Origin of the sequence: Streptosporangium sp. NPDC020072 (assembly GCF_040631445.1) — a bacterium.
Classification (GTDB): domain Bacteria; phylum Actinomycetota; class Actinomycetes; order Streptosporangiales; family Streptosporangiaceae; genus Streptosporangium.
Map to the genome: position 1 here is coordinate 121,727 of NZ_JBEYAB010000020.1, position 21,011 is coordinate 142,737.

A 21,011-nucleotide genomic window follows, 5' to 3' on the forward strand; every position below is an offset into this window, starting at 1 on the left:
CCACGCGGCGAGGGGAACGGGCGACCCCCACGAGGCGACGTCCCCGCGCGACTCCCGCGCACCGGAGAGGAAACGCGGCTCCCCCGTGACGAGGAGAACGCGCGATGACCGGCCTCTCCGAACGGCGGGAGGCGATCGGGCTGGCCGACCTGGTGCGCGCCGAGTTCACCAAGATCCGCACCCTGCCCGCGACCTGGATCGCGCTGGCCGTCACCCTGGTGGCCAACACGCTGCTGGGCCTGCTCGCGGCCTCCGACACCGTGCGCGTCGCCTCACAGGGAGGACCGGTCGCCATCGCCCAGCTCGGCACCGTGATGCTGGCCCCGGTCTACGCCTTCGTCGCCGTCCCGGTCTTCGCCGCGGGCAGGGAGTACGGCGGGCAGTTGCGGGTCAGCCTCATCGCGACGCCCGACCGCAACCGGTTCTTCCTGGCCAAGCTCCTGGCCGGCGCGGGGACGGCCGTCGTGGCGGCGACGGCCGTGCTGCTCCCCGGTCTTCTCGTACGGCAGGCGGTGGACGGCCTGCCCGCCGAGGTGGCGGCCTATCTGCTGCTCGGCCTTCTCGGGTGTGGTTTCGCGGTTCTGGCCAGGACGGTCGTCACCCCGCTGGCCGTACTGTTCATCCTGCCGATCCTGGTCTCCCCGATGCTCGCGGGCCTGCTGCCCGGCCTCGTACGGCTGCTGCCGCACGAGGCGACGCTGAGCTTCCTCGGCACCCCCACGAGCCCGGTGCTGGCGCTCAGCCGCCCCGCCGGTTTCGGGGTGCTCCTGGCCTGGGCCGCGGTGTTCGTCGGCGCCGCCTGGGTGGTCACCGTACGGCGGGACAGCTGAGGGGCGTCACGACTGGTGCAGCAGGTTCGCCCGGATGACCACGGCGACGAGCGCGTCCCGGCCCGCTCCCTTGGGGAGCCGCAGCTTCTCGCTGACGTACTTGATGTGGGCGTCGACGGCACGCGGGCTGATGGACCGGTAGCGGGTGCGCAGCTTGTCGGCGATCTCCACGGAGGTGGGCAGGCTCGCGTCCATGGTGCCGTTCAGCCTGTCGCGACAGAGTTCGGACAGGACGGAGAAATAGGTTGAACGGCGGTCGAGCAGCGGACGCGGTGGCGGCGACTGGCACATCACCAGACGGTCCTGGGAGGTGTACTGCGGCTCGTAGCCGAAGACGGCCACCTTGGGGGCGTTGGGTGAGGGGGCCAGCTCGATCTGCGCCAGTTCGAACGGGACGGGCACGTCGCGGCGTCCGGGTTCGACCACAAGGTACTGGTACCAGTCGTCCATGTTCGTCACGGTCATCGGTGCCTCGCCGGACAGGTTGCTCAGCGACCAGAATCCGGTGTGGGCGGTGACGCGGCCGATCGCCGGTGGCAGTTCGTCGGTGTCGATGCGCAGGTCGACCCTGCAGTGTCCGCAGCGACAGGCTCCGATCGTGGCGGACTGCCCGGCGGTCAGGCTGATCTGGGTGGCCGTCTCACCGATCTCGGCGGGGCCCTGGATCGTGATCTTCTTGTTCATCGCTTCCCCGTTGTTCTTCATGGCTCCCCGTGCTGATCAAGAAACTCTGGGGTGTGGCCGTACGTCGCTCCTCGGATCGTCTCGTCGGTGTCCTCGGGCAGGCCTACGGAGGAGCCGCCGCGGTGGCGACGCCGACCGGTCGGCTGCTGTGCGAAGCGAGAATCGTCACCTCCCGATGATGTCGTCCGGTCTGGACAGGTCGCAGCGTCCTTTTTGTAGTTTTATGCCAGCCTGAAAACGGGCGAACGGCCGGAGAATTCACCATCAGGCAGCCGAAAATCATCCTTAATGTAAGACATGTGCGCTCATGGCTACAAGGGTGGCCGCAGGGGTGAAGCGGCTGATCGGGGCGCACTGTTAATGGGTGTTCTCAGACGCGCCGGAAGCTGGGAGAACTCCATATCCGTTCGCATTGACTACGGAGAGTCATTGCGGTCACGTGCGACAGTGAACCAGATCACTAATCGGTCGGCACGCGCGCGTGTATCAATGATTTTCCCCAACGGCAACCGGACGACTTCTCGGATCGCCGAGATTACCCCGGGCGGACGGGCGGCTTAGCTTTCTGTGTGGGCACCGGCCGGTGCCGACGCACCAACGACCCACATGAGAGAGGAGTACACCGTGAGTGACTACACCGCGCCCACGCTGACCCGGATCGGATCGTTCGAGGACGTCACCAAGAGCCTCGGCAGCGCCCGTGAGCACGACATCCTCGGCTTCCGCGCGCTGATCGTGATCCACCCGCCGGCGTAACCCGCGAGGGACGGCTGAGCGCGGGCACGGAGCAGCAGACACCTGCTCCGTGCCCGTCCAACCCTACCCAATTCCCATCGACGCGGAACACGATGAAAAGGCCGGGAATTTCGCCATGCCTGTGGTAGTCCTGCCAGACATCCCTTTGCGTCCCGCACTCGTGAACGAGATCGTCGAGCACGCGGGAGAGATCCTGTTCCGACATCCATCGGGATTCCCGTGGATCATCGGCGGCGACGGCCGTGGGATCGTGCGGGCGGGAAACAGGGATATCGACGTCATTCTCCTGGGAAACAGCGGAGCGGCATTCACAGAAAGCGATCTTGCCCGGCTCGTCGGCGACAGGAAAACGGTCAGGGAACTCGATTCGGTCGCCGAGCGGCTCGTCGAGGGCGACCTCCTGCTCTTCGCCAGAGAGAACACGCGCATGCGCTCGCAGGGCCCGCTCCTGCTCACCCGCGCCCTGTGCTGGGCCATGGTCGACGGGGTGCCCCTGATCTCCGACGACCAGCACACGCTCAGGACCCTGGCCCGGCTGCGCCCCGACCCGGCCGTCCTGGCGAGCAGGCTCACCGACGCGGAGATCACACACGCCTACGGACTCAGGAGCGTCTGGGAGGGCGTGCACGTCACCGGCCCCGGCGAGTGGCTCGACTCCTGGAACGACCGCGCCCCCGCCCGCACGGTGTGGTGGCGACCGCCCCACCCCGGCCGCTCCGTGGACGACCTCGCGGAGGAGTTGCGCGGGGCCGTCACCGAGGCGCTACGCCTCAGAACGGCGGGACACCAGGAGATCAGCGCCGACCTGTCCGGCGGCCTCGACTCCACGACGCTCTGCTTCTTCCTCGCCGACCTCGGCCTCAAGCCGCACACGCTCTTCCTCGCCTCGGCCAACGTCGCCAACAACGACCACCGATGGGCGGGCCGCGCCGCCGCGGAGCTGGGCGTCGACCACCACAGCGTGCCGTACGGCTCGGTCATCCCGCACCTGCTGGACGAGCGGACGGGCACGGTGGCCACGGCGCCGGAGGGGCCGGGCATCGCCAACGCCGCGCTGGCCTCGGTCTCCATGATCGAGGAGGTCATGAAGGAGACCGGGACCACGCTGCACCTCAACGGTCACGCGGGCGACGCCCTGTTCGGCTCGGTCTCCACGATGCTCTGGTCGCTGTTCCACTCGCGGGAGAAGGGGCGCTACCGCCGTACGTGGCGGTTCCGGGTGCTCAACCGGCACCCGCTCGGCCAGACCGTCCGGATGCTCGCCGAGCGGGGCTCCTACCTGGACGACCTGCGCAGGATCGCCCGGCACGACTTCGGCGTCCGTGACGAGGGGGTGGCCGCCTACTCCCGCTGGGTGCCGCTGCCGAAGGTGCACCCGGCGCTGACCGAGACCGCCCGTGAACACCTGCGACGACTGGCCGCCGACGCGGTGCTCGGGGAACGGGGAGCCTTCTCCGAGGACCGTACGGTCAACCAGATCCTCGACTACCTCGTGGTGCACGGCAACGTCGTACGGCGGATGAACCAGGCCGCGACCCCGGGCGGGATCACCTTCGACAGCCCGTATCTCGACCGGCGCGTCGTCGAGGCCGCCCTGGCGCTCGGCGTCGGCGCGCGCAGCCACCAGTACCCGGCCAAACCGCTGCTCGCGGCGGCCAGGCCCCCGGCGATGGCGCTCGACTACTTCACCAGGCCGGACAAGGGCGACTACACCGCCGAGGTGTTCGCCCAGCACCAGGCGGTCAAACCGGTGCTGCGAAGGCTCTTCGCCGACGGCTCCGCCCTTGAGGACCTGGGCCTGGTCTCCGCCGAACGCGTCCTGCGCCTGGCCGAGCGGTACACCACGAGCGGGACCGCCTACACCGACCTGGACAACATCGTGATCGCCGAGCGCTGGCTGCGCTCCGTGGGACAGGGGGAGTGACGACCGTGGTTCACCTCAGGCAGGGCCTGTCGATCGTCGAGGTCGAGGACGGCAAGGTCATCCTCGACACCAGACGCGGCGTCTACTGGCACCTCAACCAGACGGCGATCACGATGGTCGAGGAACTCGGCCGGGGCCGCGCCCTCGACGACCTGGTCGGCCAGATCGCCAGGGAGACCGGGGCCGACGCCGAGCGGGTCCGCTCCGACCACCTGGCCCTGTTCGACGAACTGCGCCGCGCCAAGCTCATCGAGGGGAAGCTGTCGTGAACGGCATGCCGAAGGATCCCTTCCCGAGCCCGCCGACGGGATCGCCCGCCATGGAAGGCCTGTCGGCGGGATCGCTCGCGACGAACGGCTTCCTGACGGGTTCGCTCAGGATGAGCGGCCTGCCGGCGGGGTGGTCGTCGTGAGCGCGCCGATCATGCCGCAGCGCCGGGTACGGCTGCGCCGCAGGCCCGCCGTCGCCGCCAGGACCGCAGCGGCGCTCGCCCTGCCGCTGTCCAGGCTCTCCCCGCACCTGCTGCGCCGCGTGCTGAACCTGCTGGTCAGGGGCACCCGGCCACCCGTGGCGGCGGACGTGCTCGCCTGGCGTGACGCGGTCAACAGCGTCAGCCGCCGCTGCGCGGGCGAGGGCTGCCTGCAACGCTCGGTCGCGGTCATGCTGCTCGGCCGCCTGTACGGCGCGCCGCCCGCGTGGAAGACCGGCTTCCGGCCCGACCCCTTCGTCGCGCACGCCTGGGTCGAGGTGGACGGAGTGCCGATCGGAGAGCCCGAGGTGGTGGCGCACTTCCACGCCGTCATGTCGGTCCCCCACCGCTGACCCCCACAATTTCCTGAAATTTCCGGAAACGAGGTCGTATACCGTGACCACCGTAGTCGCGCAGGAGACCGTGGCACCGGACGCCACCCCCGGGTCCGGACAGGCGGCACCCCAGGTCGCCGGGTTCCGGCAGGCGCTGGCCCTGCTGAGGCCGTACCGCCCGAGCATGGTCGTGGCGTTCGCGTTCGGCGCCGCCTCGACCGTGCTCGCGGCGCTGCAGCCGCTGCTGGTCTCCTCGACGGTCGACGGGTTCGCCGGGGGCGTGCCGTATGGGGCGCTGGGGCTCATGTTCGCGCTGCTGGTGGCCAGCGCCACCCTCAACGGGCTCGAACAGTACGTCCTGCAGCGCTCGGGCGAACGCTTCGCCTTCGACACCAGGAAACGGCTGATCAGGCACGTCTACCGGCTGCCGATCGGCGTGCTCGAACGGCGTGAGCGCGGCGACCTCGTCTCCAGGATCACCACCGACGTTTCCCAGACCCGGTCCATCCTCAGTTCGGGACTGGTCGAGCTGGCCACCAGCCTGATCACGGTGCTGGTCTCCATTGTCATGATGGCGCTGATCGACTGGGTGTTGCTGGCGCTCGCGGCACTGGCCATCTTCGTGGTCATCGTGGCGGTCTACCTGATCGGACGGCGTACCCGCCCGGCCGGGTTGCGCGCGCAGAACGCCGTCGGCGACCTGGCCACCGTCGTCACCCGGGCACTCGGCGCGATACGGACCATCCGTGCCACCGTCTCGACCACCCGCGAGGCCGACTCCGCCGTGGAACGGGCCCGCGAGGCCCTCGACGCGGGCTTCGCCGTCGCCCGGCTGCGGGCTGTCGTGCAGACCTTCTCCGGCGTCGCCGTACAGCTGCTGCTCGTCGCGGTCGTCGCCGCCGGGGCGATCCGGGTCGCCGCGGGCTCGCTCACCATCGGCCAGCTCAGCGCCTTCATCATGTATCTGCTGCTCATGGCCACCCCGATCACGGTGTTCGGCGGCCTGGTCTCCCTGCTCGGCGAGGCCTTCGGCTCGCTCACCCGGATCATGGAGATCCAGGCGATGGAGCCGGAGACCGACACCCCGCTGACGGCCCTGCCCGCACGGACGGCCCCCGGCGAGCCGGTCTTCACGCTCAGGGACGTCTCCTTCCGCTACCCGAGGCGTACGGAGAACGGCTCCGACGACGAGGCCTGGGCCCTGCGGAACGTCACCCTGGACTTCCCCGGCGGCAGGACGACGGCCGTGGTCGGCCCCTCCGGCGCGGGCAAGTCGACGCTCTTCGCCCTGCTCGAACGGTTCCACGACGTCACCGAGGGGGAGATCGGCTTCCTCGGCGAGGACGTGCGGCGGCTGTCACGCGACGAGCTGCGCGGGCAGATCTCCTACGTCGAGCAGGACGCGCCCGCGCTGTCCGGCACCGTACGGGACAACCTGCTGCTCGGCGCGCACACCGCGAGCCGGGAACGGTGCCTTGAGGCCCTGCGCCGGGTCAACCTGCCCGCGACGGACGACTTCCTCGACGCCCAGGTCGGTGAGGTCGGGGTGCTGCTCAGCGGTGGCGAACGGCAGCGGCTGGCGATCGCGCGGGCGTTCCTCGCCGACGCGCCGATCCTGCTGCTGGACGAGGTCACCTCGAACCTGGACAGCAACAACGAGAAGGTCGTCCAGGACGTCCTGCGCGCCAAGGACGGCACCCAGTCGATCATCGTGATCGCGCACCGGCTCTCGACCGTGGTCGCGGCCGACTCGATCATCGTCATGGAGAACGGCCGGGTCGTGGCCCAGGGCAGGCACGAGGAACTCCTGAGGATCTCCCCCCTCTACCGCGAACTCGCCCACAACCAGCTGCTCGCCTGACGACCGCCTCGCGGAAGCGCGGCAGACCACAGGGGTTTCCCACGGCCGCGAGTCCGGCGGACTCGAACGCCGGTCGCGGTCAGGACCGGCCGGCCTCACGGGCCACCTTTTCGAGCCGGTCGCGGTAGCGGGCCCACCAGGCCTCGTCGCCCGGCGCCATGTTGTCCATGTCCGCCCGCAGGCCGACGGCCCCGTCGATCAGCTCCCGGACGATGTCGGCGTGCCCGGCGTGCCGGTTGGTCTCGGCGATCATGTGGATCAGGATCAGGTGCAGCGTGACCTCGCTGCGCTCCGGCGGCCACCACGCCACCCGTCCGACGGAGTCCAGGGCGAGCGTGCCGATCGTGGTGTCCGCGTGCGCGCACGCGCGGCGGTAGAGCGCGACGATCCCCTCGCGGGTCTCGCTCTCGTCGGCCCACATGTCCGCGTTGGGTTCGGCCTCCTCGGACATCCACGGCAGCGCCTCGCCGTACGGCCTCCCGAAGGTGTCGCCGAAGTAGGCGGCCTCGACCCCGGCCAGATGCTTCACCAGGCCGAGCAGGTTGGTGCCCGTCGGGGTGAGCGGCCGGCGGGCGTCGTACTCCGACAGCCCGTCGAGTTTCCACACCATGGCGTCACGGGCGCGCTGAAGGTAACGGTGAAGGTCCGTCTTCACGCCTGACTCCGTCATGTCCGGTGTCCCTTTCTGTGGACGTTCTTCACGGTCAGGCGCGCCACCACGCCAGGACGCCCTGCTCGACCAGCAACCCGGGGCTCGGGGGTTCGCGCCCAGATCCCTTAGAAGCTAAGAGAAGTGCAGTTATCATAACTACACTTCTCACGGCTCGGCCGACGTCAGAGGGTACGGCGTGCCAGGTCAGGCCCCGTTTCGCAGGAACTCCCGTGCGCCGCGGAGCCTCGTTCGCAGGTGTCGCCGGGTCAGGGAGCAGTCCAGGCGGACGTCGAGGGGGCGGGGCGAGGGGAGGTCGGCGCTACGGCCGGAGGGCAGGCGGGCCGGGTCCAGGCCGTCGCGTTCCGCGATCAGGAGGCCGAGGTCGTAGCGGCTCACCGCGTCGGCCCCGGCCACATGGTGGACCCCCGAACGGCCGGAGGCGGCGAGCTCCAGCAGGGCCGAGGCCAGGTCGGAGACGTGCACGGGGCAGCGCACCTCGTCGGTGAACAGCGCTCCGGGCGTACGGCCCGCGGCCAGGGAGTGGACCATGGCCTCGTGGGAGGAGCCGCCGTCCCCGACGATCAGGGACGTCCTGGCGATCAGGGCCGAGGGGTCGATCACCTGCACGGCCACCTCTGCGGCCGCCTTCGCCGCTCCGTACGGGGTGATCGGGTCGGGGACGTCGTCCTCGGTGTAGGTGATCGCCCTGCCGGAGAACACGGCGTCGCTGGACACGTGCACCAGGCGCCCGCCGTTCTCCCGGGTCGCGACGGCCACGTGGGCGGCGCCGAGCGCCGTGGTCGTCCAGTCGGCCTGGTCGTAGGCCGCGTTGACGACGACGTCGGGGGCGAAGGACCTGACCAGGTCGGCCACGGCCGTACGGTCACGGACGTCGAGCGGCAGCCAGTCGGCCCCCGCCGTCGTTCCCGGGCGGTTCAGATAGGTCGCGGCGACGACATGGCCGGTGGCGGCCCGCCGTAGGAGTTCGCCGCCGAGAAAGCCGCTGGCGCCTACGATGCAGATTCTCATGGGCCGTCACCGTAACCGGAGACGGTGAGGTGTCACAGACCGGGACGCCGCCCTGTCTTTCAGGCAGGTCAGACTATGGCGAACCAGTCAGGTGCGAACGACAGGAGCAAGACCGTGCCACCAGCCAGCACGTCCGTCCGGATCCGGGTCCGGATGACCGCTCGTGCCATCGACGAGCCGCACCGCGTCTCCAGCCAGCTGGAGCTGCTGTTCGACCTCACCTTCGTGGTCGCGGTCGCGGCCGTCACCGCCCAGCTCGCGCACGCCGTCGCCGCCGGTCACGGCCTCACCGGGCTGGTGCCGTTCCTGCAGGTGTTCTTCGCGATCTGGTGGGCGTGGATGAACTTCACGTGGTTCGCCTCGTCCTACGACACCGACGACGTTCTCTACCGGCTGCTGACCATGGTCCAGATGGGCGGGGTGCTGACGCTCGCCGCCGGGGTGCCCGCCGCAGCCGACCACTCCGACTACGGCATCGTCACGCTGGGCTACATCATCATGAGGATCGGGCTCGTCGCCCAGTGGGTGCGGGCCGGTCTCGAAGATCCGGCCGGTCGTCGCACCGCGCTGCGCTACGCCGCCGGCATCACCGTCCTGCAGGTGGGATGGGTGCTGCGGCTCGTCCTCGCGGACACGGGTGTCCTGCCGGAGTCCGCCTGGCTGCCGGCCTTCGTCTGCCTGGTCGTCCTGGAACTCGCGGTGCCGAGGTGGGCGGAACGGGTCAGGTCCACCAACTGGCACCCGCACCACATCGCCGAACGCTACGGCCTGTTCACGATCATCCTGCTCGGGGAGAGCGTGCTGGCCGCGAGCCGGGGAGTCGCCGGGGCACTCGAAGCGGCGGAGATCAGGCCGTCCTTCGTGGTCATCGCCGTCTGCGCCCTCGTCCTGCTGTTCGCCCTGTGGTGGCTCTACTTCCTCACCGAGGCGGGGGAGGGCCTCAACGACCGCCGCCATCGGTCCTATCTGTGGGGGTACGGCCACTACGTCATCTTCGCGGCCCTGGCGGCCCTCGGCGCCGGGCTCGAAGTGGCGGTCGAACAGAGCGGGCACGCGGTGGCGGCGTCGCCGTCGGCCCTCGGCTACGCCGTCGCCATCCCGACCGGGGTGTATCTCGCCATGCTCTGGGCCCTGCACAGACTCATCACGGCGGAGCCCGTCATCCGTCCCGTCCCGGCACTGGGCGGTGTCGTCGCCGTCCTGGCGCTGCCCCTCGCGGCGCCCGCGATCGGGGTGGCCGCCGTGGTCGGGGCGATCACGGCCGTCTGCGTCCTGCTGGTCGCGGTGACGATCACCACCGCGGGGAGGGCGTCCCGGCAGGAGGCGGCGTAGCCGTCAAAAAAGATTTTCGCGACGGCTGTCACAGGCTCGGGGGCTGCCCTGTCTTAGCTGGCGACCGGTTGGCACACGGGTGCCCCGGCGGACAGAGGACAAGCGGAAAGGGTCTGCCATGAAGATCGTCGTGGTCGGTGGAACCGGCCTGATCGGGTCGAAGCTTGTGGCGAAACTGAACGAACACGGTCACCAGGCGGTGGCGGCGGCGCCGAGCACCGGGGTCAACACCCTCACCGGTGAAGGGCTTGCGGAGGTGCTGGAGGGCGCCCAGGTCGTGGTCGACGTGTCGAACTCCCCCTCCTTCGAGGCCACCGCGGTGATGGAGTTCTTCACGACCTCCACGGGCAACCTGCTGGCCGCGGAGGCGGCGGCGGGCGTCGGTCACCACGTCGCGGTCTCGGTGGTCGGCACGGAACGGCTGCCAGAGAACGGCTACTTCCGGGCGAAGATCGCCCAGGAACAGCTGATCGAGAAGTCGTCGATCCCGTTCTCCCTCGTCCACGCGACCCAGTTCTTCGAGTTCGTCCGGCACATCGCCGACGAGGCCACGGACGGCGACAAGGTGCGGGTGGCGCCCGTGCGCTTCCAGCCCATGGCGGGCGACGAGGTCGCGCAGGAGGTCGGCAAGGTCGCGGTCGGCTTGCCGATCAACGGCAGGATCGAGATCGCCGGTCCGGAACGGTTCCAGATGGACGAGTTCTTCCGCGACGTACTGGCCGAATGGGGCGACCCCCGCGAGGTGGTCACCGACCCGCACGCGCGCTACTTCGGCAGCGAGCTGGAGGAGCGGACCCTGGTGCCGGAGGAGGGCGCCACCCTCGGCCGGATCCGCTACCGCGACTGGCCAGGCCGTACGGCGCAGGCCCAGGGCAGGTGACCCATGTCCGAGGGCACGCGGAAACCAGGATCGAACGCATGGCAGACGGCGCTGACCATGCTGCAGGAGGCGGAACCGCCGTTCATCCCGCGGGGCGCGCACGCGATGACCGTGGTGATCGAGTTCCCGCCCGGTGACCCGGGCACTCCGCCACACCGCCACTCGGGACCGGCGTTCGGCTACGTCCTGGAGGGCGAGATGCTGTTCGAGATCGAGGGCGAGCCCGAGCGTGTCGTCCGCGCCGGGGAGGCCTTCTGGGAGCCCGGCGGCGACGTCATCCACTACCAGGACGGCAACAACCGCGACGACGTCCCGCTGCGGTTCACCGTCACGATGCTGTGCGAGCCGGGCAGACCGATGCTCACCCTCGTGGACGAGGACGAACTCGCCCAGCGCGGGGACCGTCGCGCCCCACGCCCCGCCTGACCCGGCCCACACCGCCCGCACGCCGTACGGCGGAGCGCTCGAACCACACGCGGAGGAAAGATGAGCACCCCGAACGCCGAGAACGAGTTCCTGTACGAACTCCAGGCCGAGGTCGAGATCGAACTGACCCAGGTCGAGGCGAGCCACCCCGAGGAGGTGGCCGGGCTGCCGGTCACCGACTGGCTGTTCGACCCCACCGACGCCGAGCGCGAGGAGATCGGCCTGCGGGGTCTGCTCGAAGCGGTCGAGGTGCTGGAGGACGACTCCCGGCCCGGCGGTCACGGTGCCTGAACACCCGGTCCGGGACGGCCGGGGCGTCAACGGGGGCGCCAACAGGGGCGCCAACGGGGGGATCGACACGCTCGACAGCCTCAGGGAACACCTGCAGTGGGCGATCGAGCTGGAACACGCGACGCTGCCGCCGTACCTGTGCGCGCTGTACTCGCTGGACCCGGAGCGCAACCGGGAGGCCGTCGAGGTGGTGGGCAGCGTCTTCGCCGAGGAGATGCTGCACCTGACGCTGGCCGCGAACCTGCTCAACGCCGTCGGCGGCAGGCCGCGCCTCGACACCCCGGAGATGCTGCCACCGCATCCCCGGCGGCTGCCCCACAGCGACATCGAACTGTCCCTGGTCCCCTTCGGGCCGGAGGCACTGGAGATGTTCCTGCGGATCGAACGGCCCGCGCCCGCCGGTGCCGTGGCGGAGAGCGACGGCTACGAGACGATCGGGCAGTTCTACGCCGCCGTCGAACAGGGACTGCGGCTGCTGTGCGACCGGCTCGGTGAACAGGAGGTCTTCAGCGGCGACCCCGCACGCCAGGTGCGCGCGGCCCACTTCCGGCACACCGCCGGGCGGCTGGTCGTCGTCGACGGCCTGAAGTCCGCGCTGACGGCGCTGGCGGAGATCGTCGAACAGGGCGAGGGCCTGGACCACGGCGAGGTCTGGGACGGCGACCGGGACGTCCTCCACCCGGAACGGGACGAGGTCGCGCACTACTACCGGTTCCAGGAGCTGAAGGCGGGCCGCCGCTACCGACGTGGCGACACCCCGCAGTCAGGGCCGACCGGTGAGGCCGTCTCCGTCGACCTGGCCGGGGTGCGTCCGATGCGGCGCGACCCCAGGCCCGCGCCGCCCGGCAGCCCCGCCCGCGCCGCGCAGGAGGAGTTCAACCACACCTACTGCGCCCTTCTGCACCTGCTGGAACAGGCGTTCAACGGCAGCCCGAGGATGCTCTCGGTCGCCACCGGCACCATGTACGCGCTCAAGGCGCAGGCCCAGGCCCTGATGGAGACGCCCGACGCCGGTCCCACCTTCGAGTACGTGGCGCCCGAACTACGCCGGTGGAGCGTCGGCGACCGGAGGCGGATCGTCGTCCTGCGCGACGGCCCCTACGTGGTGTACGGCGGCGTGCCCCTCAGACGCAAGCGGAAGATCGTCTCCGCCGGGAACGACGCGCTGACCTGGCAGACCCACGAACACCTGGAGACCGAGGACACCTACGCGCTGTGCCGCTGCGGACGCTCCTCGTCGAAGCCGTTCTGCGACGGGACCCACGCGGCGGTCGGGTTCGACGGCACGGAGGCTCCCGTCGCCCCGCCGTACAGGGAGACGCAGCACGTGCACGACGGGGTGGGCATCTCGGCCCAGCGGGTGGGGGAGCTGTGCGTCCACGCGGCCTTCTGCGTCGGGCGGACCAGGCCGATCGCCGAGATGCTCGCCGACACCGACGACAGCGACGTGCGCTCCGACATCATGGGCCGCATCGACCACTGTCCCTCCGGCTCCTACAGCTACGCCCTGAGCCGTGGCGGCGAGACGGTCGAACCCGACCTCCCGCAGGCCGTCTCGGTCCTGGAGGAGGAGAACGGCCTGGCCAGCGCGCTGTGGGTCACCGGAGGGGTGCCGGTCACCCGCTCCGACGGACAGCCGCTGGAGACCCGCAACAGGATGACGCTGTGCCGCTGCGGCCACTCCGGCAACAAACCGCTGTGCGACGGCACCCACCGGAGGATCGACTTCCGGGAGGAGCCGGGGCCGCTGTGCGACGGCGGAGCGTAGGCCGTTTTGGCCGGTCGTGTGACGGATCACCGGCCGGCCGGGGAATCAATGTGGACAGGTTGTCGCCGATGCAGCGAAGGCACGGGTGAACATGCGTACGGAATCCCTGGAACAGGTCGCCTCCGCGTTCGTCGAGCTGCGTCCGCGCCTGTTCGGCATCGCCTACCGGATGCTCGGCAGCGTGACGGAGGCCGAGGACATCCTCCAGGAGGTCTGGATGCGCTGGCAGAACACCGACCGCGCGACCGTCGAGAACCCCTCGGCCTTCCTGGCGTTGATCACCACCCGCCTGTCCATCAACGTCATCCAGTCCGCCCGCTCACGCCGTGAGGCCTACATAGGACCGTGGCTCCCCGAACCCGTCGACACCAGCCTCGACCCCACCCTGGGCGCCGAACGCGGGGAGGCGCTCGAATTCGCCTTCCTGCTGTTGCTGGAGCGGCTCACCCCGACGGAACGGGCCGCCTACGTGCTCCGTGAGGCCTTCGTCTACCCCTATCCGCAGATCGCGGAGATCCTCCAGCTCAGCCAGGTCAACGTCCGCCAGCTCGTGAGCCGCGCCCGTAAACGCCTGACCGCCGAGCGCCGCGAGCCCATCGACAAGACGGAGCACCGGCGCCTGCTGAAGGTCTTCCTCGCCGCCGCCGAGACGGGGAACGTCGCCGCCCTCGAAGATCTCTTCGCGGCGGACGTCGTCAGCTCCTCCGACGGGGACGGCATGAGAGGCTCGGCGCGCTTCCCCATCACGGGCGGCACCCGGGTGGCGAAGTTCGTCGCCACCTACGCGCCGCGGTTCTGGCCGGGCGCCGACATCACCTGGGTCGAGGCGAACGGCAGGGCCGGGGTGATCGTCCCCCGCAACCACGGCACCACCTTCCTCACCATCGACGCCTCCCCACAGGGCATCCACCACGTCATGTGGGTCGTCAACCCGGCCAAACTCGACGCGTTCGAACGCTCACGGCCTCGCACGGTCGGGGCGGTGGGACATGGCTGAGGTGAGCGCCGGGACGCTGACGGAGATGCTCAACGAACGTCGGCACCTGATCGAGATCGCCCTGTGGATGCTGGGCTCGGAACCCCTGGCCGACCGGATCGTCCAGGAGACCTACCGCCGCTGGTACACCCTCGACGAGGCGGAACGCGGCGCCATCACGGTGCCCCGCGCCTGGCTGACGAAGGTGGCCGGAGGGATCTGCCTCGAACTCCTCGCCGCCCCGGCCCCGGCTCCCGTCCCCGGCGTCGCCGACCCGGAGCACCGGCCGGAACCCGTCGGCCCCGCGCGTCCGCCCGCCCTCACCGCCGAACCCGCGCGCCCACGGGCCCTCGCCGTCGGTTCGGCACACCCGCGGGCCCTCGCCGAGCACGACCGTGTCGTACGGCGGTTCGCCCAGGTCTGGGGCCTGGGGGAGGTGACGGCACTGCGGGAGATCCTGGCCGGGAACGCGACAGCCGTGAGCGACGGAGGCGGCAAACTACGCGCCGCCGTACATCCCGTTCACGGGGCGGACGCGGTCGCCTGTTTCGTCGTCGCCCTGCTGACCGGCCAGTCCGGCACCGAGGTGACCGCCGAGTCGGTGAACGGCCGGACAGGCCTGGTGCTGCGCCAGGCGGGCCAGGCCGTGGCGGTGGTCGGCATGAGCGTCGCCGGAGCCCGGGTCACCGCCGTGTGGATCGTGCTGAACCCCGACAAACTGCGGCCGTGGCATCGCCCGCTGCCACGGAAGGCGTACCGGTGAACGACCCGATCCTGTCCACGGACCACGACTACGACGGCTCGGCGTTCAAACCGCTCTACGTCACGAGTGTCGAGGTGAGCGGCGGCAGCTCCGCCCACGGCCGGGCCACCGGCCGGGCCCGCTCCGCGGACGGCGCCCTTGACCTGGAGCTGCGGATGCCCGAGGAACTGGGTGGCGACGCCACGGGGCCGAACCCCGAGCAGCTCTTCGCCGCGGGCTACGCCGCCTGCTTCCACGGCGCCCTCAGCCTGCTGGCCCGTCAGCACCACCTCGACCCCGCCGCGATCACGGTCGAGGCGACCGTCGCCTTCGGCCGCGACCCGGCGGACGGCGGGTACCAACTCCGCGCCGACCTCGTCGTCAACTGGCCCGGAGCCACCCCCGACAGGGCCAACCCCCTCCTCACCCAGGCAGCCGCCCTGTGCCCCTACACCAAAATGACCCGCCAAGGCATCCCCACCACCCTCACCCTCGCCCCCTGAGCTCCTGAGGCCGGTACGGCGGGTGGTGGAACGTCGCCCCGCCGTACCTCCTGACGTGCGGCTCGGGCACGCCACCGCGGGCGGCTTCCGTGCGCCGGGGACCCGTCCTACGCGAAATGCCCGGCCTCTCCGAACTCCGGCTCCTACACGGCCCTGTGCGGGCTTATGTGAAGGCTCACGGTCGCTCCGAAACCCGGGACTCACGGTCCGAATGAAGAACCTCGGAAATTTCGGCCCGGACGAAAGTTCCCGGGAATTCCAGCCCAGGTGAGGAGTCCCGACTTCACGGATCGAACGACGTGTGTTCCTGCCCGCCGTCCGAACCGGGACGACCACGACCGGCGACGAACGACGGCTGACCGACCTGACCATCGGCGCCCACCGGGTCCGGCCTGTCTCGGTGGCGGGCCGTCCGGTGTGAGCCGTCGCGGCTCGACCGGCGCGGACCCGGGCCCCGGGGCGTGCTCCCCGCACGTGCGGGGAGCACGTCGGTCAGTGGGACTCGTCGGTCTTGGGGCGGGGGGTGCCGGCTTTGAGCCAGTTGTAGAGGGCTTCGCCGGGGCAGTCGGTCGAGTAGCCGTCGCGGTGGCCCTTGACCTCGTTGCCCGCGCCGCCGTGTTCACGGAGATAGTCGATCGCGTCGAGGATGCCCAGCAGCATGTCGTCGGGCGGCTGGGTCAGGCCGGAGGTGCCGACGAGTCCCAGGACGGCGTAGTGGTCGGAGTTGAGTCCGGCGCCGTTGGCGGCGGGCAGGTGCCCGGCGCCCCGGCCCTGGAAGATCGTGCGGTGCGGGCAGACCACCAGCGAGTAGCCGATGTCGATCCAGCCGTTGCCGTCCATGTGGTGGTCCTGGATCGCCTTGACCGTGGCCACGCACCTGGCGTGCTCCCTGGCCAGGGCGGGATCGACGTGGTCGCCGGTGTAGTGGATCTTGACACCCTTGGTGTGGGTGAGCGTGGTGTAGGCGTCCTTGGGGGGCCTGGCCCCCCAGTCACGGCGGCTGAGCATGCTCATGGGCATCTCCTCTGTCGGTGTTCGGACTCACGGTGTTGCTCCGGATCGCGGTCTGGTCCTGGGGCGAGGCCCCGAACGAGTTCGCAGTGTCGTCCTGAGGTGTCATTCCGCACAGGTTCGCGGTGCCGCTCCAGGTCACGGCCCTGCTCCGAGGCGCCGCCCCGAACAGGCCCGCGGCGCCGTACGAGCCGTGCAGGCCGTACGCGGTGGTGGTGGGCCGGGTCACGCGTGTTCTTCCTCGTCGTCGATGTCGGGGACCAGGCCCACATGGGTGAGTTGCCGGGTCAGTCTGGCGACCTGCCGTTGCAGGGTGCGGATCTGCTCCGCCTGGCGTGCGATCTCGGCCTGCATGCGCATCTGGGTGTCCACGTCGAAGGCGCTCGCCCGTTGGTAGGCGCCTTGTTCGACCTGGCGGAGCGCCGCGCGTTCGGCGGCGGCCTCCTGGTCCTCCGCGGCTCTTCTGGCCTGTCGGGCGGTGTAGACGGTGGAAAGCAGGCCGGCCAGCGCGCCCGCAGCGCCGACGATGACGCCAGGGTCCATTCAGTGCCCCCGTTCTGTTGGCTCGGGCCAGCGCGACAGGCGCAGGATGAGGCTCGCGACCGCCACCTGCACGACGCAGGCCCAGTACGCCTGGGGGATCGCTCCCCTGACGCCGCCCACCAGGTGGATCACGGCCCAGGCGACCAGGACGCCTGCGGCGAGGGCGAAGGCCACCCAGTCGGTCATGGTGAAGGCCTGGATGCCGCACATGATCGCGCAGGCGGCCCAGGGAACGGCCAGCATCCCGAGTGGGGCGACGCTGGCGAGGTAGACGTAGGTGGGGGTCCTGGTGACCAGGGGGTCGGGCCAGGCGAGCCGGATCGCCTGGCTGGCGCTCCACAGTGCCAGGAACAGCAACACCGATCCGCGGAAGCCGACCCGGCGGTCGAATCGGTGAATGAGTCGGCGCAACACGTCAGTGCCGTCCCCGGGGGCCGCTCCAGAAGGAGACGGAGCGTGGTCCGGTCGACATCGGCTTTCCTTTCCTAGGGCGTGCCGTGCACGACGTCTATACAGAGAGTGACTAATGTAATACGGAAAGTACAGATAGCGAGCCGATTCTTGGGCTTCCGGTAAGGGGCCAGTGACTCTTCCGCCACGCACTGCCACGCACCGTGGGCGTCGTGTTTCCCCACCCGTATTCTTGGGCCGTGGGAAGACCGTCACAGCACGATGTCGACCGGCTCCTCGACGCCGCGGTGCGGCTGGCGGCGCAGTCGGGGCCGGGGAGCGTCACCATGGCGGCGGTCGCCCGTGAGGCGGGCGCGCCGAGCGGTTCGGTCTACCACCGCTTCCCCAGCAGGGCGGCGCTGCTCGCCGCGCTGTGGCTGCGCACCGTCGGCCGTTTCCAGGAGGGTTTCCTGGCCGCGACGCACGAGGAGCCGCCGGAGCGGGCCGTCATGGCGGCGGCCGGTCACGTCGTCGCGTGGAGCCGGGCCAACCCGCTCCAGGCCCGTGTCCTGTTGTACGGCCCCGCGGACTTCGGCGAGTCCGACTGGCCGCGGGACGCCCGTGAACGGCTGAGGACCGGCAACCGCCGGATCGAGGAGGCCCTCGTCGCCCTGGCCAGGCGCCTCGGGCCGGGCACGCCGCCGGAGGTCGAGCGGCTGGTGCTGGCGACCGTCGATCTCCCCTACGCCACGGTGCGCCGTCACCACCAGGCGGGCGGCGCGATCCCCGCCCACGCCGAGGACCTCGTCGCCCGCTGCGCGGGCCTGCTACTGGCCCAGCCGGTCACCGGTGGCTGACGACGTTGACGACCTTGCCGTTCGGGTCGAGCACGAAGAACCGGCGCACCCCCCACGGTTCGTCCCGCAGGGAGTGCACGATCTTCGCGCCCCGCGCGACCAGCGCCTCGTGGACCGCGTCCACGTCGTCCACCTCGACGCTGACGTCGGGGTGGACCGTGGCGCTCGCCTCCGGTCCCATCAGGATGACCTGCGCCGTCGGGTTGGCCGGTGAGGCCATCGTCACGACCCACCCCAGGTCCATGACCTCGACGAGGCCGAGCAGGCCGTAGAAGTCACGGCTCTGTTCCATGGACTCCGTATGGATGTCCGGTACGACACGGCGAACGCTCATGGTTTCCTCCCCGAAGGACGGTCTCCTTCATACCGGATCAGCGGGTACGGACCATCCTGAACCGGATGAGGGAATCGTCGACGGTCTCCTCCGAGTAGGCGACGGCCTCGTTGCTCGCCGCGTAGTGGACCTCCCGCATCGCGATGTACGGCGTGCCCGGCGCCATGTCGAGGCGGAACCCGGCGGCCTGCGGCACCACGGCGGGAACCAGTTCGACGAGGGAGTGGTCGATCTCCCGGCCCGGCCATGACCGGCTGAACTCGAAGATGGTGTCCGGGGGGTCGAAGCGGTGCCCCGCGACGAGCCTGCGCCGTACCTCCTCGGCGACGAAGCCGAGCGGCACCTCCTGCGACAGGTGCACCGCCGGGCGCCCGTCGGCGAAGATGACCTTGTCGTGCGCCACCATCGGGGTGTCCTCGCCGATGCCCAGGGCCGTCATGCCCGCGGGGGTCGGGTGTTCGCGCACCTCGAAGCGCTGTTCGACGCGCACCTCGTCGTGGTTGGCCTCAAGCAGGCCGCGGAAGCCGACCAGGCGGTGCAGCAGGATGCTCTCACGTCCGACGTGGGGGCGGATCTGGGTACCCCTGGCCGGCGCCCTGCTGACGACGCCGAGCCGTCCGAGCGTCTGCAGCGCCGTACGGATGGTGGTGCGGCTGACGCCGAGCTGGGCGGCGAGGTCGGGTTCGTTGGGCAGGCGGTCGCCGGGGAAGCGGCGCTCCATGATGGCCTCAAGGAGGGCACGGGTGGTCCGTTCGGCCAGGGAGCCGTTGCCGACGCGGGGTAACCCACCCGCGGCGCCACGCGGGGTGCGGCGGGCCGGCGAGCCGCTCATCCTCTTGTTTCCCCCTTGGGTCGGCATTCGCGGCGGACTACCATTGACCGGGACATTTCCATTGATCGTATCGAGACCGTCGCCCCTCGCGGGTCCGTTCCACGGCTCAGGGGCGTTTCAGGTGGTGCAGGACGAGGCCGCGGGTCCTGTCGTCCAGGCCGTCGAGCAGTCGTTCGGCGAGCCCGGCGGGGAGGTTCCGCAGCGCCGTGGCGACGACCGCGGGCGGCACGTAGCAGAGGACGTCGCAGGCCCGGCGTAGCGGCATGGCCTCGACGAGCCGGACGGCGGCCGGGGTTCCGGAGAGTTCCCTGACGATCCCGGCGGCGGTGCGGACATGGGCGTGGGCGAGGATCCGCGCCGCCTCACCGGAGGGCAGCGCGCCGACGATCGCGGAGGCCTCCTCAAGGCGGATGTAGTCCACCACGCGGCCCGCCCTGGCGGCGGACATCATCTGCAGTACCGAGGCGGCCCGCGCGGGGACGACGGCCATTCGTTCCAGCAGACCGCCGACGTCCCTCACCTGTAGCCCCACGAGGACGGCGGCGGCCTGGCTCTCGGGGAGCTCCAGCAGGATTCCTCCGGCGGTCCGTGGCTCAAGCAGGGACACCACCTGCTGGGCGGTCTCCTTGGGCAGCGTCTCCAGGAGTCTCGCGGCGGGTCCGGCCGCCATGGCGCCCAGGCGGCGCGCGGCCTTCTGCGGGTCGACGGCGCGCCGCTCCGTGACCTGACGGTCCTGGCGCTCCGGGGGTTCCCGGCGTTCCTGTCGTTCCCGAGGCGGCGGCGGGGGGATCGGGCCCGCGACGACCGACCTCAGGACGCGGGCGAGTTCGTCGGCGCCCATCCGCCTGGCCGGGTCCTTCTCCAGCAGTCGTACGACCGCCTCGGACAGCCGTCCCCCGCGGGAGAGCGGCGGCGGTGGCTGGGTGAGGACGGCGCCCATGGTCGCGGCGGCGTTGTCGCGGCGGAAGGGGGAGTATCCCTCCAGGGCGTGGAAGAGGGTGACCCCCAGGGACCACAGGTCGGCGGGCGGGCCGGTCCGTCCGCCGTTGACGCGTTCCGGCGCCATGAAGTCCGGGGTGCCCGCCAGGGCGTTGTGGGTGGTGAGGCCGCTCAGACCGTTGATCTGGGCGATGCCGAAGTCCACCAGGAACACCTCGCCCTCCTCGCTGATCACGATGTTGGCGGGCTTGACGTCGCGGTGCACGACACCGGCGCGGTGCGCGGCGCTCAGCGCGTCGAGCACACGGACGCCGATCCTGGCCAGTTCGCGCTCGCCGAGCCCGCCGTCCTCGATCAGGTTCAGGAGCGAGCGGCCCTTGATGTAGTCCATGACGATCCAGGGCCTGCCCTCTTCGAGGAACACGTCGTAGATCTTGACGATGCCGGGGTGGCCGACGCTCGCCGCGGCGCGCGCCTCACGCAGCGCCCGCTCGGTGCGTACGGACAGGTCCTCCCCGTACGGCGTCAGCACGACCTCCTTGAGCGCCACGTGGCGGTCGAGCACCACGTCCCTGGCCAGCCAGATGGCGCCCATGCCTCCCTGGGCGAGCGTGGACAGCAGGCGATAACGGCTTCTGATCAAATGA

25 protein-coding genes are annotated in these 21,011 nt (G+C 70.6%); 16 read left to right on the forward strand and 9 right to left on the reverse strand.

Annotated elements, in window-relative coordinates; genetic code table 11:
- Positions 1 to 104: 104 nt before the first annotated feature.
- Positions 105 to 830 (forward strand): ABC transporter permease, encoded by a 726-nt coding sequence (locus tag ABZ470_RS37360; protein WP_362917480.1) that lies wholly within the window; start codon positions 105 to 107, stop codon positions 828 to 830.
- Positions 831 to 836: 6 nt separating this feature from the next.
- Here the strand turns inward: ABZ470_RS37360 and ABZ470_RS37365 are convergent, their stop codons facing one another.
- Positions 837 to 1,514: a hypothetical protein gene (locus ABZ470_RS37365; RefSeq protein ID WP_352012935.1), complete on the reverse strand. Its 678-nt coding sequence runs from the start codon at positions 1,512 to 1,514 to the stop codon at positions 837 to 839.
- A gap of 624 nt (positions 1,515 to 2,138) precedes the next feature.
- Between ABZ470_RS37365 and ABZ470_RS37370 the strand changes: the two genes are divergently transcribed.
- The 6 genes from ABZ470_RS37370 to ABZ470_RS37395 all read left to right on the forward strand — a co-directional run bounded on the left by ABZ470_RS37370 (position 2,139) and on the right by ABZ470_RS37395 (position 6,859).
- Positions 2,139 to 2,270 (forward strand): lasso RiPP family leader peptide-containing protein, encoded by a 132-nt coding sequence (locus tag ABZ470_RS37370; RefSeq protein ID WP_352012936.1) that lies wholly within the window; start codon positions 2,139 to 2,141, stop codon positions 2,268 to 2,270.
- 160 nt (positions 2,271 to 2,430) lie between these two features.
- Positions 2,431 to 4,194 carry an asparagine synthase-related protein gene (locus tag ABZ470_RS37375; protein WP_362917482.1) on the forward strand — a complete coding sequence of 588 codons (1,764 nt, stop codon included), beginning with the start codon at positions 2,431 to 2,433 and terminating at the stop codon, positions 4,192 to 4,194.
- Positions 4,191 to 4,463, forward strand: coding sequence for a PqqD family peptide modification chaperone (locus ABZ470_RS37380; protein ID WP_352012938.1), 273 nt, complete (start codon positions 4,191 to 4,193; stop codon positions 4,461 to 4,463). Before ABZ470_RS37375 ends, ABZ470_RS37380 begins: the two co-directional genes overlap by 4 nt.
- The gene (locus tag ABZ470_RS37385; protein ID WP_362917484.1) at positions 4,460 to 4,606 is read left to right on the forward strand and encodes a hypothetical protein; all 147 of its coding nucleotides are present in this window, start codon (positions 4,460 to 4,462) and stop codon (positions 4,604 to 4,606) included. The genes ABZ470_RS37380 and ABZ470_RS37385 overlap by 4 nt, the downstream gene beginning before the upstream one ends.
- A complete protein-coding gene (locus ABZ470_RS37390; protein ID WP_362782530.1) occupies positions 4,603 to 5,016 on the forward strand; it encodes a lasso peptide biosynthesis B2 protein in 414 nt (137 codons plus the stop codon). Before ABZ470_RS37385 ends, ABZ470_RS37390 begins: the two co-directional genes overlap by 4 nt.
- Before the next feature lie 43 nt (positions 5,017 to 5,059).
- The gene (locus ABZ470_RS37395) at positions 5,060 to 6,859 is read left to right on the forward strand and encodes an ABC transporter ATP-binding protein (protein ID WP_362917486.1); all 1,800 of its coding nucleotides are present in this window, start codon (positions 5,060 to 5,062) and stop codon (positions 6,857 to 6,859) included.
- A gap of 79 nt (positions 6,860 to 6,938) precedes the next feature.
- Here the strand turns inward: ABZ470_RS37395 and ABZ470_RS37400 are convergent, their stop codons facing one another.
- Together ABZ470_RS37400 and ABZ470_RS37405 are read right to left on the reverse strand one after the other, a co-directional pair.
- Positions 6,939 to 7,514, reverse strand: coding sequence for a DinB family protein (locus tag ABZ470_RS37400; RefSeq protein ID WP_352012942.1), 576 nt, complete (start codon positions 7,512 to 7,514; stop codon positions 6,939 to 6,941).
- Positions 7,515 to 7,715: 201 nt separating this feature from the next.
- Positions 7,716 to 8,540: a sugar nucleotide-binding protein gene (locus tag ABZ470_RS37405; protein WP_362917488.1), complete on the reverse strand. Its 825-nt coding sequence runs from the start codon at positions 8,538 to 8,540 to the stop codon at positions 7,716 to 7,718.
- A gap of 153 nt (positions 8,541 to 8,693) precedes the next feature.
- On the opposite strand from ABZ470_RS37405, the gene ABZ470_RS37410 reads away from it, so the two are divergent.
- The 8 genes from ABZ470_RS37410 (at position 8,694) to ABZ470_RS37445 (ending at position 15,458) form a co-directional block, all read left to right on the forward strand.
- The gene (locus tag ABZ470_RS37410) at positions 8,694 to 9,872 is read left to right on the forward strand and encodes a low temperature requirement protein A (RefSeq protein ID WP_362917490.1); all 1,179 of its coding nucleotides are present in this window, start codon (positions 8,694 to 8,696) and stop codon (positions 9,870 to 9,872) included.
- 118 nt (positions 9,873 to 9,990) lie between these two features.
- The gene (locus tag ABZ470_RS37415; RefSeq protein ID WP_362917492.1) at positions 9,991 to 10,752 is read left to right on the forward strand and encodes an SDR family oxidoreductase; all 762 of its coding nucleotides are present in this window, start codon (positions 9,991 to 9,993) and stop codon (positions 10,750 to 10,752) included.
- Between the two features lie 3 nt (positions 10,753 to 10,755).
- Positions 10,756 to 11,178 carry a cupin domain-containing protein gene (locus ABZ470_RS37420; protein ID WP_362917494.1) on the forward strand — a complete coding sequence of 141 codons (423 nt, stop codon included), beginning with the start codon at positions 10,756 to 10,758 and terminating at the stop codon, positions 11,176 to 11,178.
- 60 nt (positions 11,179 to 11,238) lie between these two features.
- Entirely contained in the window at positions 11,239 to 11,469 is a 231-nt protein-coding gene (locus ABZ470_RS37425) for a hypothetical protein (protein ID WP_352012947.1), read from the forward strand.
- Positions 11,462 to 13,237, forward strand: coding sequence for a ferritin-like domain-containing protein (locus ABZ470_RS37430; RefSeq protein WP_362917496.1), 1,776 nt, complete (start codon positions 11,462 to 11,464; stop codon positions 13,235 to 13,237). The genes ABZ470_RS37425 and ABZ470_RS37430 overlap by 8 nt, the downstream gene beginning before the upstream one ends.
- A 91-nt stretch (positions 13,238 to 13,328) precedes the next feature.
- The gene (locus ABZ470_RS37435; RefSeq protein WP_362917498.1) at positions 13,329 to 14,234 is read left to right on the forward strand and encodes an RNA polymerase sigma-70 factor; all 906 of its coding nucleotides are present in this window, start codon (positions 13,329 to 13,331) and stop codon (positions 14,232 to 14,234) included.
- Positions 14,227 to 14,976: a hypothetical protein gene (locus ABZ470_RS37440; RefSeq protein ID WP_362917500.1), complete on the forward strand. Its 750-nt coding sequence runs from the start codon at positions 14,227 to 14,229 to the stop codon at positions 14,974 to 14,976. The genes ABZ470_RS37435 and ABZ470_RS37440 overlap by 8 nt, the downstream gene beginning before the upstream one ends.
- On the forward strand, positions 14,973 to 15,458 hold the full coding sequence (locus tag ABZ470_RS37445) for an Ohr family peroxiredoxin (RefSeq protein ID WP_352012951.1): 486 nt from the start codon (positions 14,973 to 14,975) through the stop codon (positions 15,456 to 15,458). The genes ABZ470_RS37440 and ABZ470_RS37445 overlap by 4 nt, the downstream gene beginning before the upstream one ends.
- Positions 15,459 to 15,950: 492 nt before the next feature.
- On the opposite strand, the gene ABZ470_RS37450 is transcribed toward ABZ470_RS37445, so the two are convergent.
- The 3 genes from ABZ470_RS37450 to ABZ470_RS37460 form a co-directional block, all read right to left on the reverse strand.
- Positions 15,951 to 16,472, reverse strand: coding sequence for a peptidoglycan recognition family protein (locus ABZ470_RS37450; RefSeq protein WP_362917502.1), 522 nt, complete (start codon positions 16,470 to 16,472; stop codon positions 15,951 to 15,953).
- Between the two features lie 222 nt (positions 16,473 to 16,694).
- Positions 16,695 to 17,012 (reverse strand): hypothetical protein, encoded by a 318-nt coding sequence (locus tag ABZ470_RS37455; protein WP_352012954.1) that lies wholly within the window; start codon positions 17,010 to 17,012, stop codon positions 16,695 to 16,697.
- Positions 17,013 to 17,426: a hypothetical protein gene (locus ABZ470_RS37460; RefSeq protein WP_362917504.1), complete on the reverse strand. Its 414-nt coding sequence runs from the start codon at positions 17,424 to 17,426 to the stop codon at positions 17,013 to 17,015.
- Positions 17,427 to 17,662: 236 nt separating this feature from the next.
- On the opposite strand from ABZ470_RS37460, the gene ABZ470_RS37465 reads away from it, so the two are divergent.
- Complete coding sequence (locus ABZ470_RS37465) at positions 17,663 to 18,259, forward strand: helix-turn-helix domain-containing protein (protein ID WP_362917506.1); 597 nt, start codon at positions 17,663 to 17,665, stop codon at positions 18,257 to 18,259.
- On the opposite strand, the gene ABZ470_RS37470 is transcribed toward ABZ470_RS37465, so the two are convergent.
- The 3 genes from ABZ470_RS37470 to ABZ470_RS37480 all read right to left on the reverse strand — a co-directional run bounded on the left by ABZ470_RS37470 (position 18,246) and on the right by ABZ470_RS37480 (position 21,007).
- Positions 18,246 to 18,593: a VOC family protein gene (locus ABZ470_RS37470; RefSeq protein ID WP_352012957.1), complete on the reverse strand. Its 348-nt coding sequence runs from the start codon at positions 18,591 to 18,593 to the stop codon at positions 18,246 to 18,248. The genes ABZ470_RS37465 and ABZ470_RS37470 overlap by 14 nt on opposite strands.
- A gap of 37 nt (positions 18,594 to 18,630) precedes the next feature.
- Positions 18,631 to 19,425 (reverse strand): GntR family transcriptional regulator, encoded by a 795-nt coding sequence (locus tag ABZ470_RS37475; RefSeq protein ID WP_352012958.1) that lies wholly within the window; start codon positions 19,423 to 19,425, stop codon positions 18,631 to 18,633.
- Positions 19,426 to 19,531: 106 nt separating this feature from the next.
- Positions 19,532 to 21,007, reverse strand: a complete 1,476-nt coding sequence (locus ABZ470_RS37480) for a protein kinase (protein WP_362917508.1) — start codon at positions 21,005 to 21,007, stop codon at positions 19,532 to 19,534.
- Positions 21,008 to 21,011: the final 4 nt, after the last annotated feature.

What these genes read in the sequence shown, in the direction of transcription:
- ABZ470_RS37475 (WP_352012958.1), bottom strand. Translation starts at nt 19,425, where the DNA reads ATGAGCGGCTCGCCGGCCCGCCGCACCCCGCGTGGCGCCGCGGGTGGG.
- ABZ470_RS37450 (WP_362917502.1), bottom strand. Translation starts at nt 16,472, where the DNA reads ATGAGCATGCTCAGCCGCCGTGACTGGGGGGCCAGGCCCCCCAAGGAC.
- ABZ470_RS37435 (WP_362917498.1), top strand. Translation starts at nt 13,329, where the DNA reads ATGCGTACGGAATCCCTGGAACAGGTCGCCTCCGCGTTCGTCGAGCTG.
- ABZ470_RS37425 (WP_352012947.1), top strand. Translation starts at nt 11,239, where the DNA reads ATGAGCACCCCGAACGCCGAGAACGAGTTCCTGTACGAACTCCAGGCC.
- ABZ470_RS37420 (WP_362917494.1), top strand. Translation starts at nt 10,756, where the DNA reads ATGTCCGAGGGCACGCGGAAACCAGGATCGAACGCATGGCAGACGGCG.
- ABZ470_RS37410 (WP_362917490.1), top strand. Translation starts at nt 8,694, where the DNA reads ATGACCGCTCGTGCCATCGACGAGCCGCACCGCGTCTCCAGCCAGCTG.
- ABZ470_RS37440 (WP_362917500.1), top strand. Translation starts at nt 14,227, where the DNA reads ATGGCTGAGGTGAGCGCCGGGACGCTGACGGAGATGCTCAACGAACGT.
- ABZ470_RS37470 (WP_352012957.1), bottom strand. Translation starts at nt 18,593, where the DNA reads ATGAGCGTTCGCCGTGTCGTACCGGACATCCATACGGAGTCCATGGAA.
- ABZ470_RS37365 (WP_352012935.1), bottom strand. Translation starts at nt 1,514, where the DNA reads ATGAACAAGAAGATCACGATCCAGGGCCCCGCCGAGATCGGTGAGACG.
- ABZ470_RS37455 (WP_352012954.1), bottom strand. Translation starts at nt 17,012, where the DNA reads ATGGACCCTGGCGTCATCGTCGGCGCTGCGGGCGCGCTGGCCGGCCTG.
- ABZ470_RS37360 (WP_362917480.1), top strand. Translation starts at nt 105, where the DNA reads ATGACCGGCCTCTCCGAACGGCGGGAGGCGATCGGGCTGGCCGACCTG.
- ABZ470_RS37415 (WP_362917492.1), top strand. Translation starts at nt 9,991, where the DNA reads ATGAAGATCGTCGTGGTCGGTGGAACCGGCCTGATCGGGTCGAAGCTT.
- ABZ470_RS37405 (WP_362917488.1), bottom strand. Translation starts at nt 8,540, where the DNA reads ATGAGAATCTGCATCGTAGGCGCCAGCGGCTTTCTCGGCGGCGAACTC.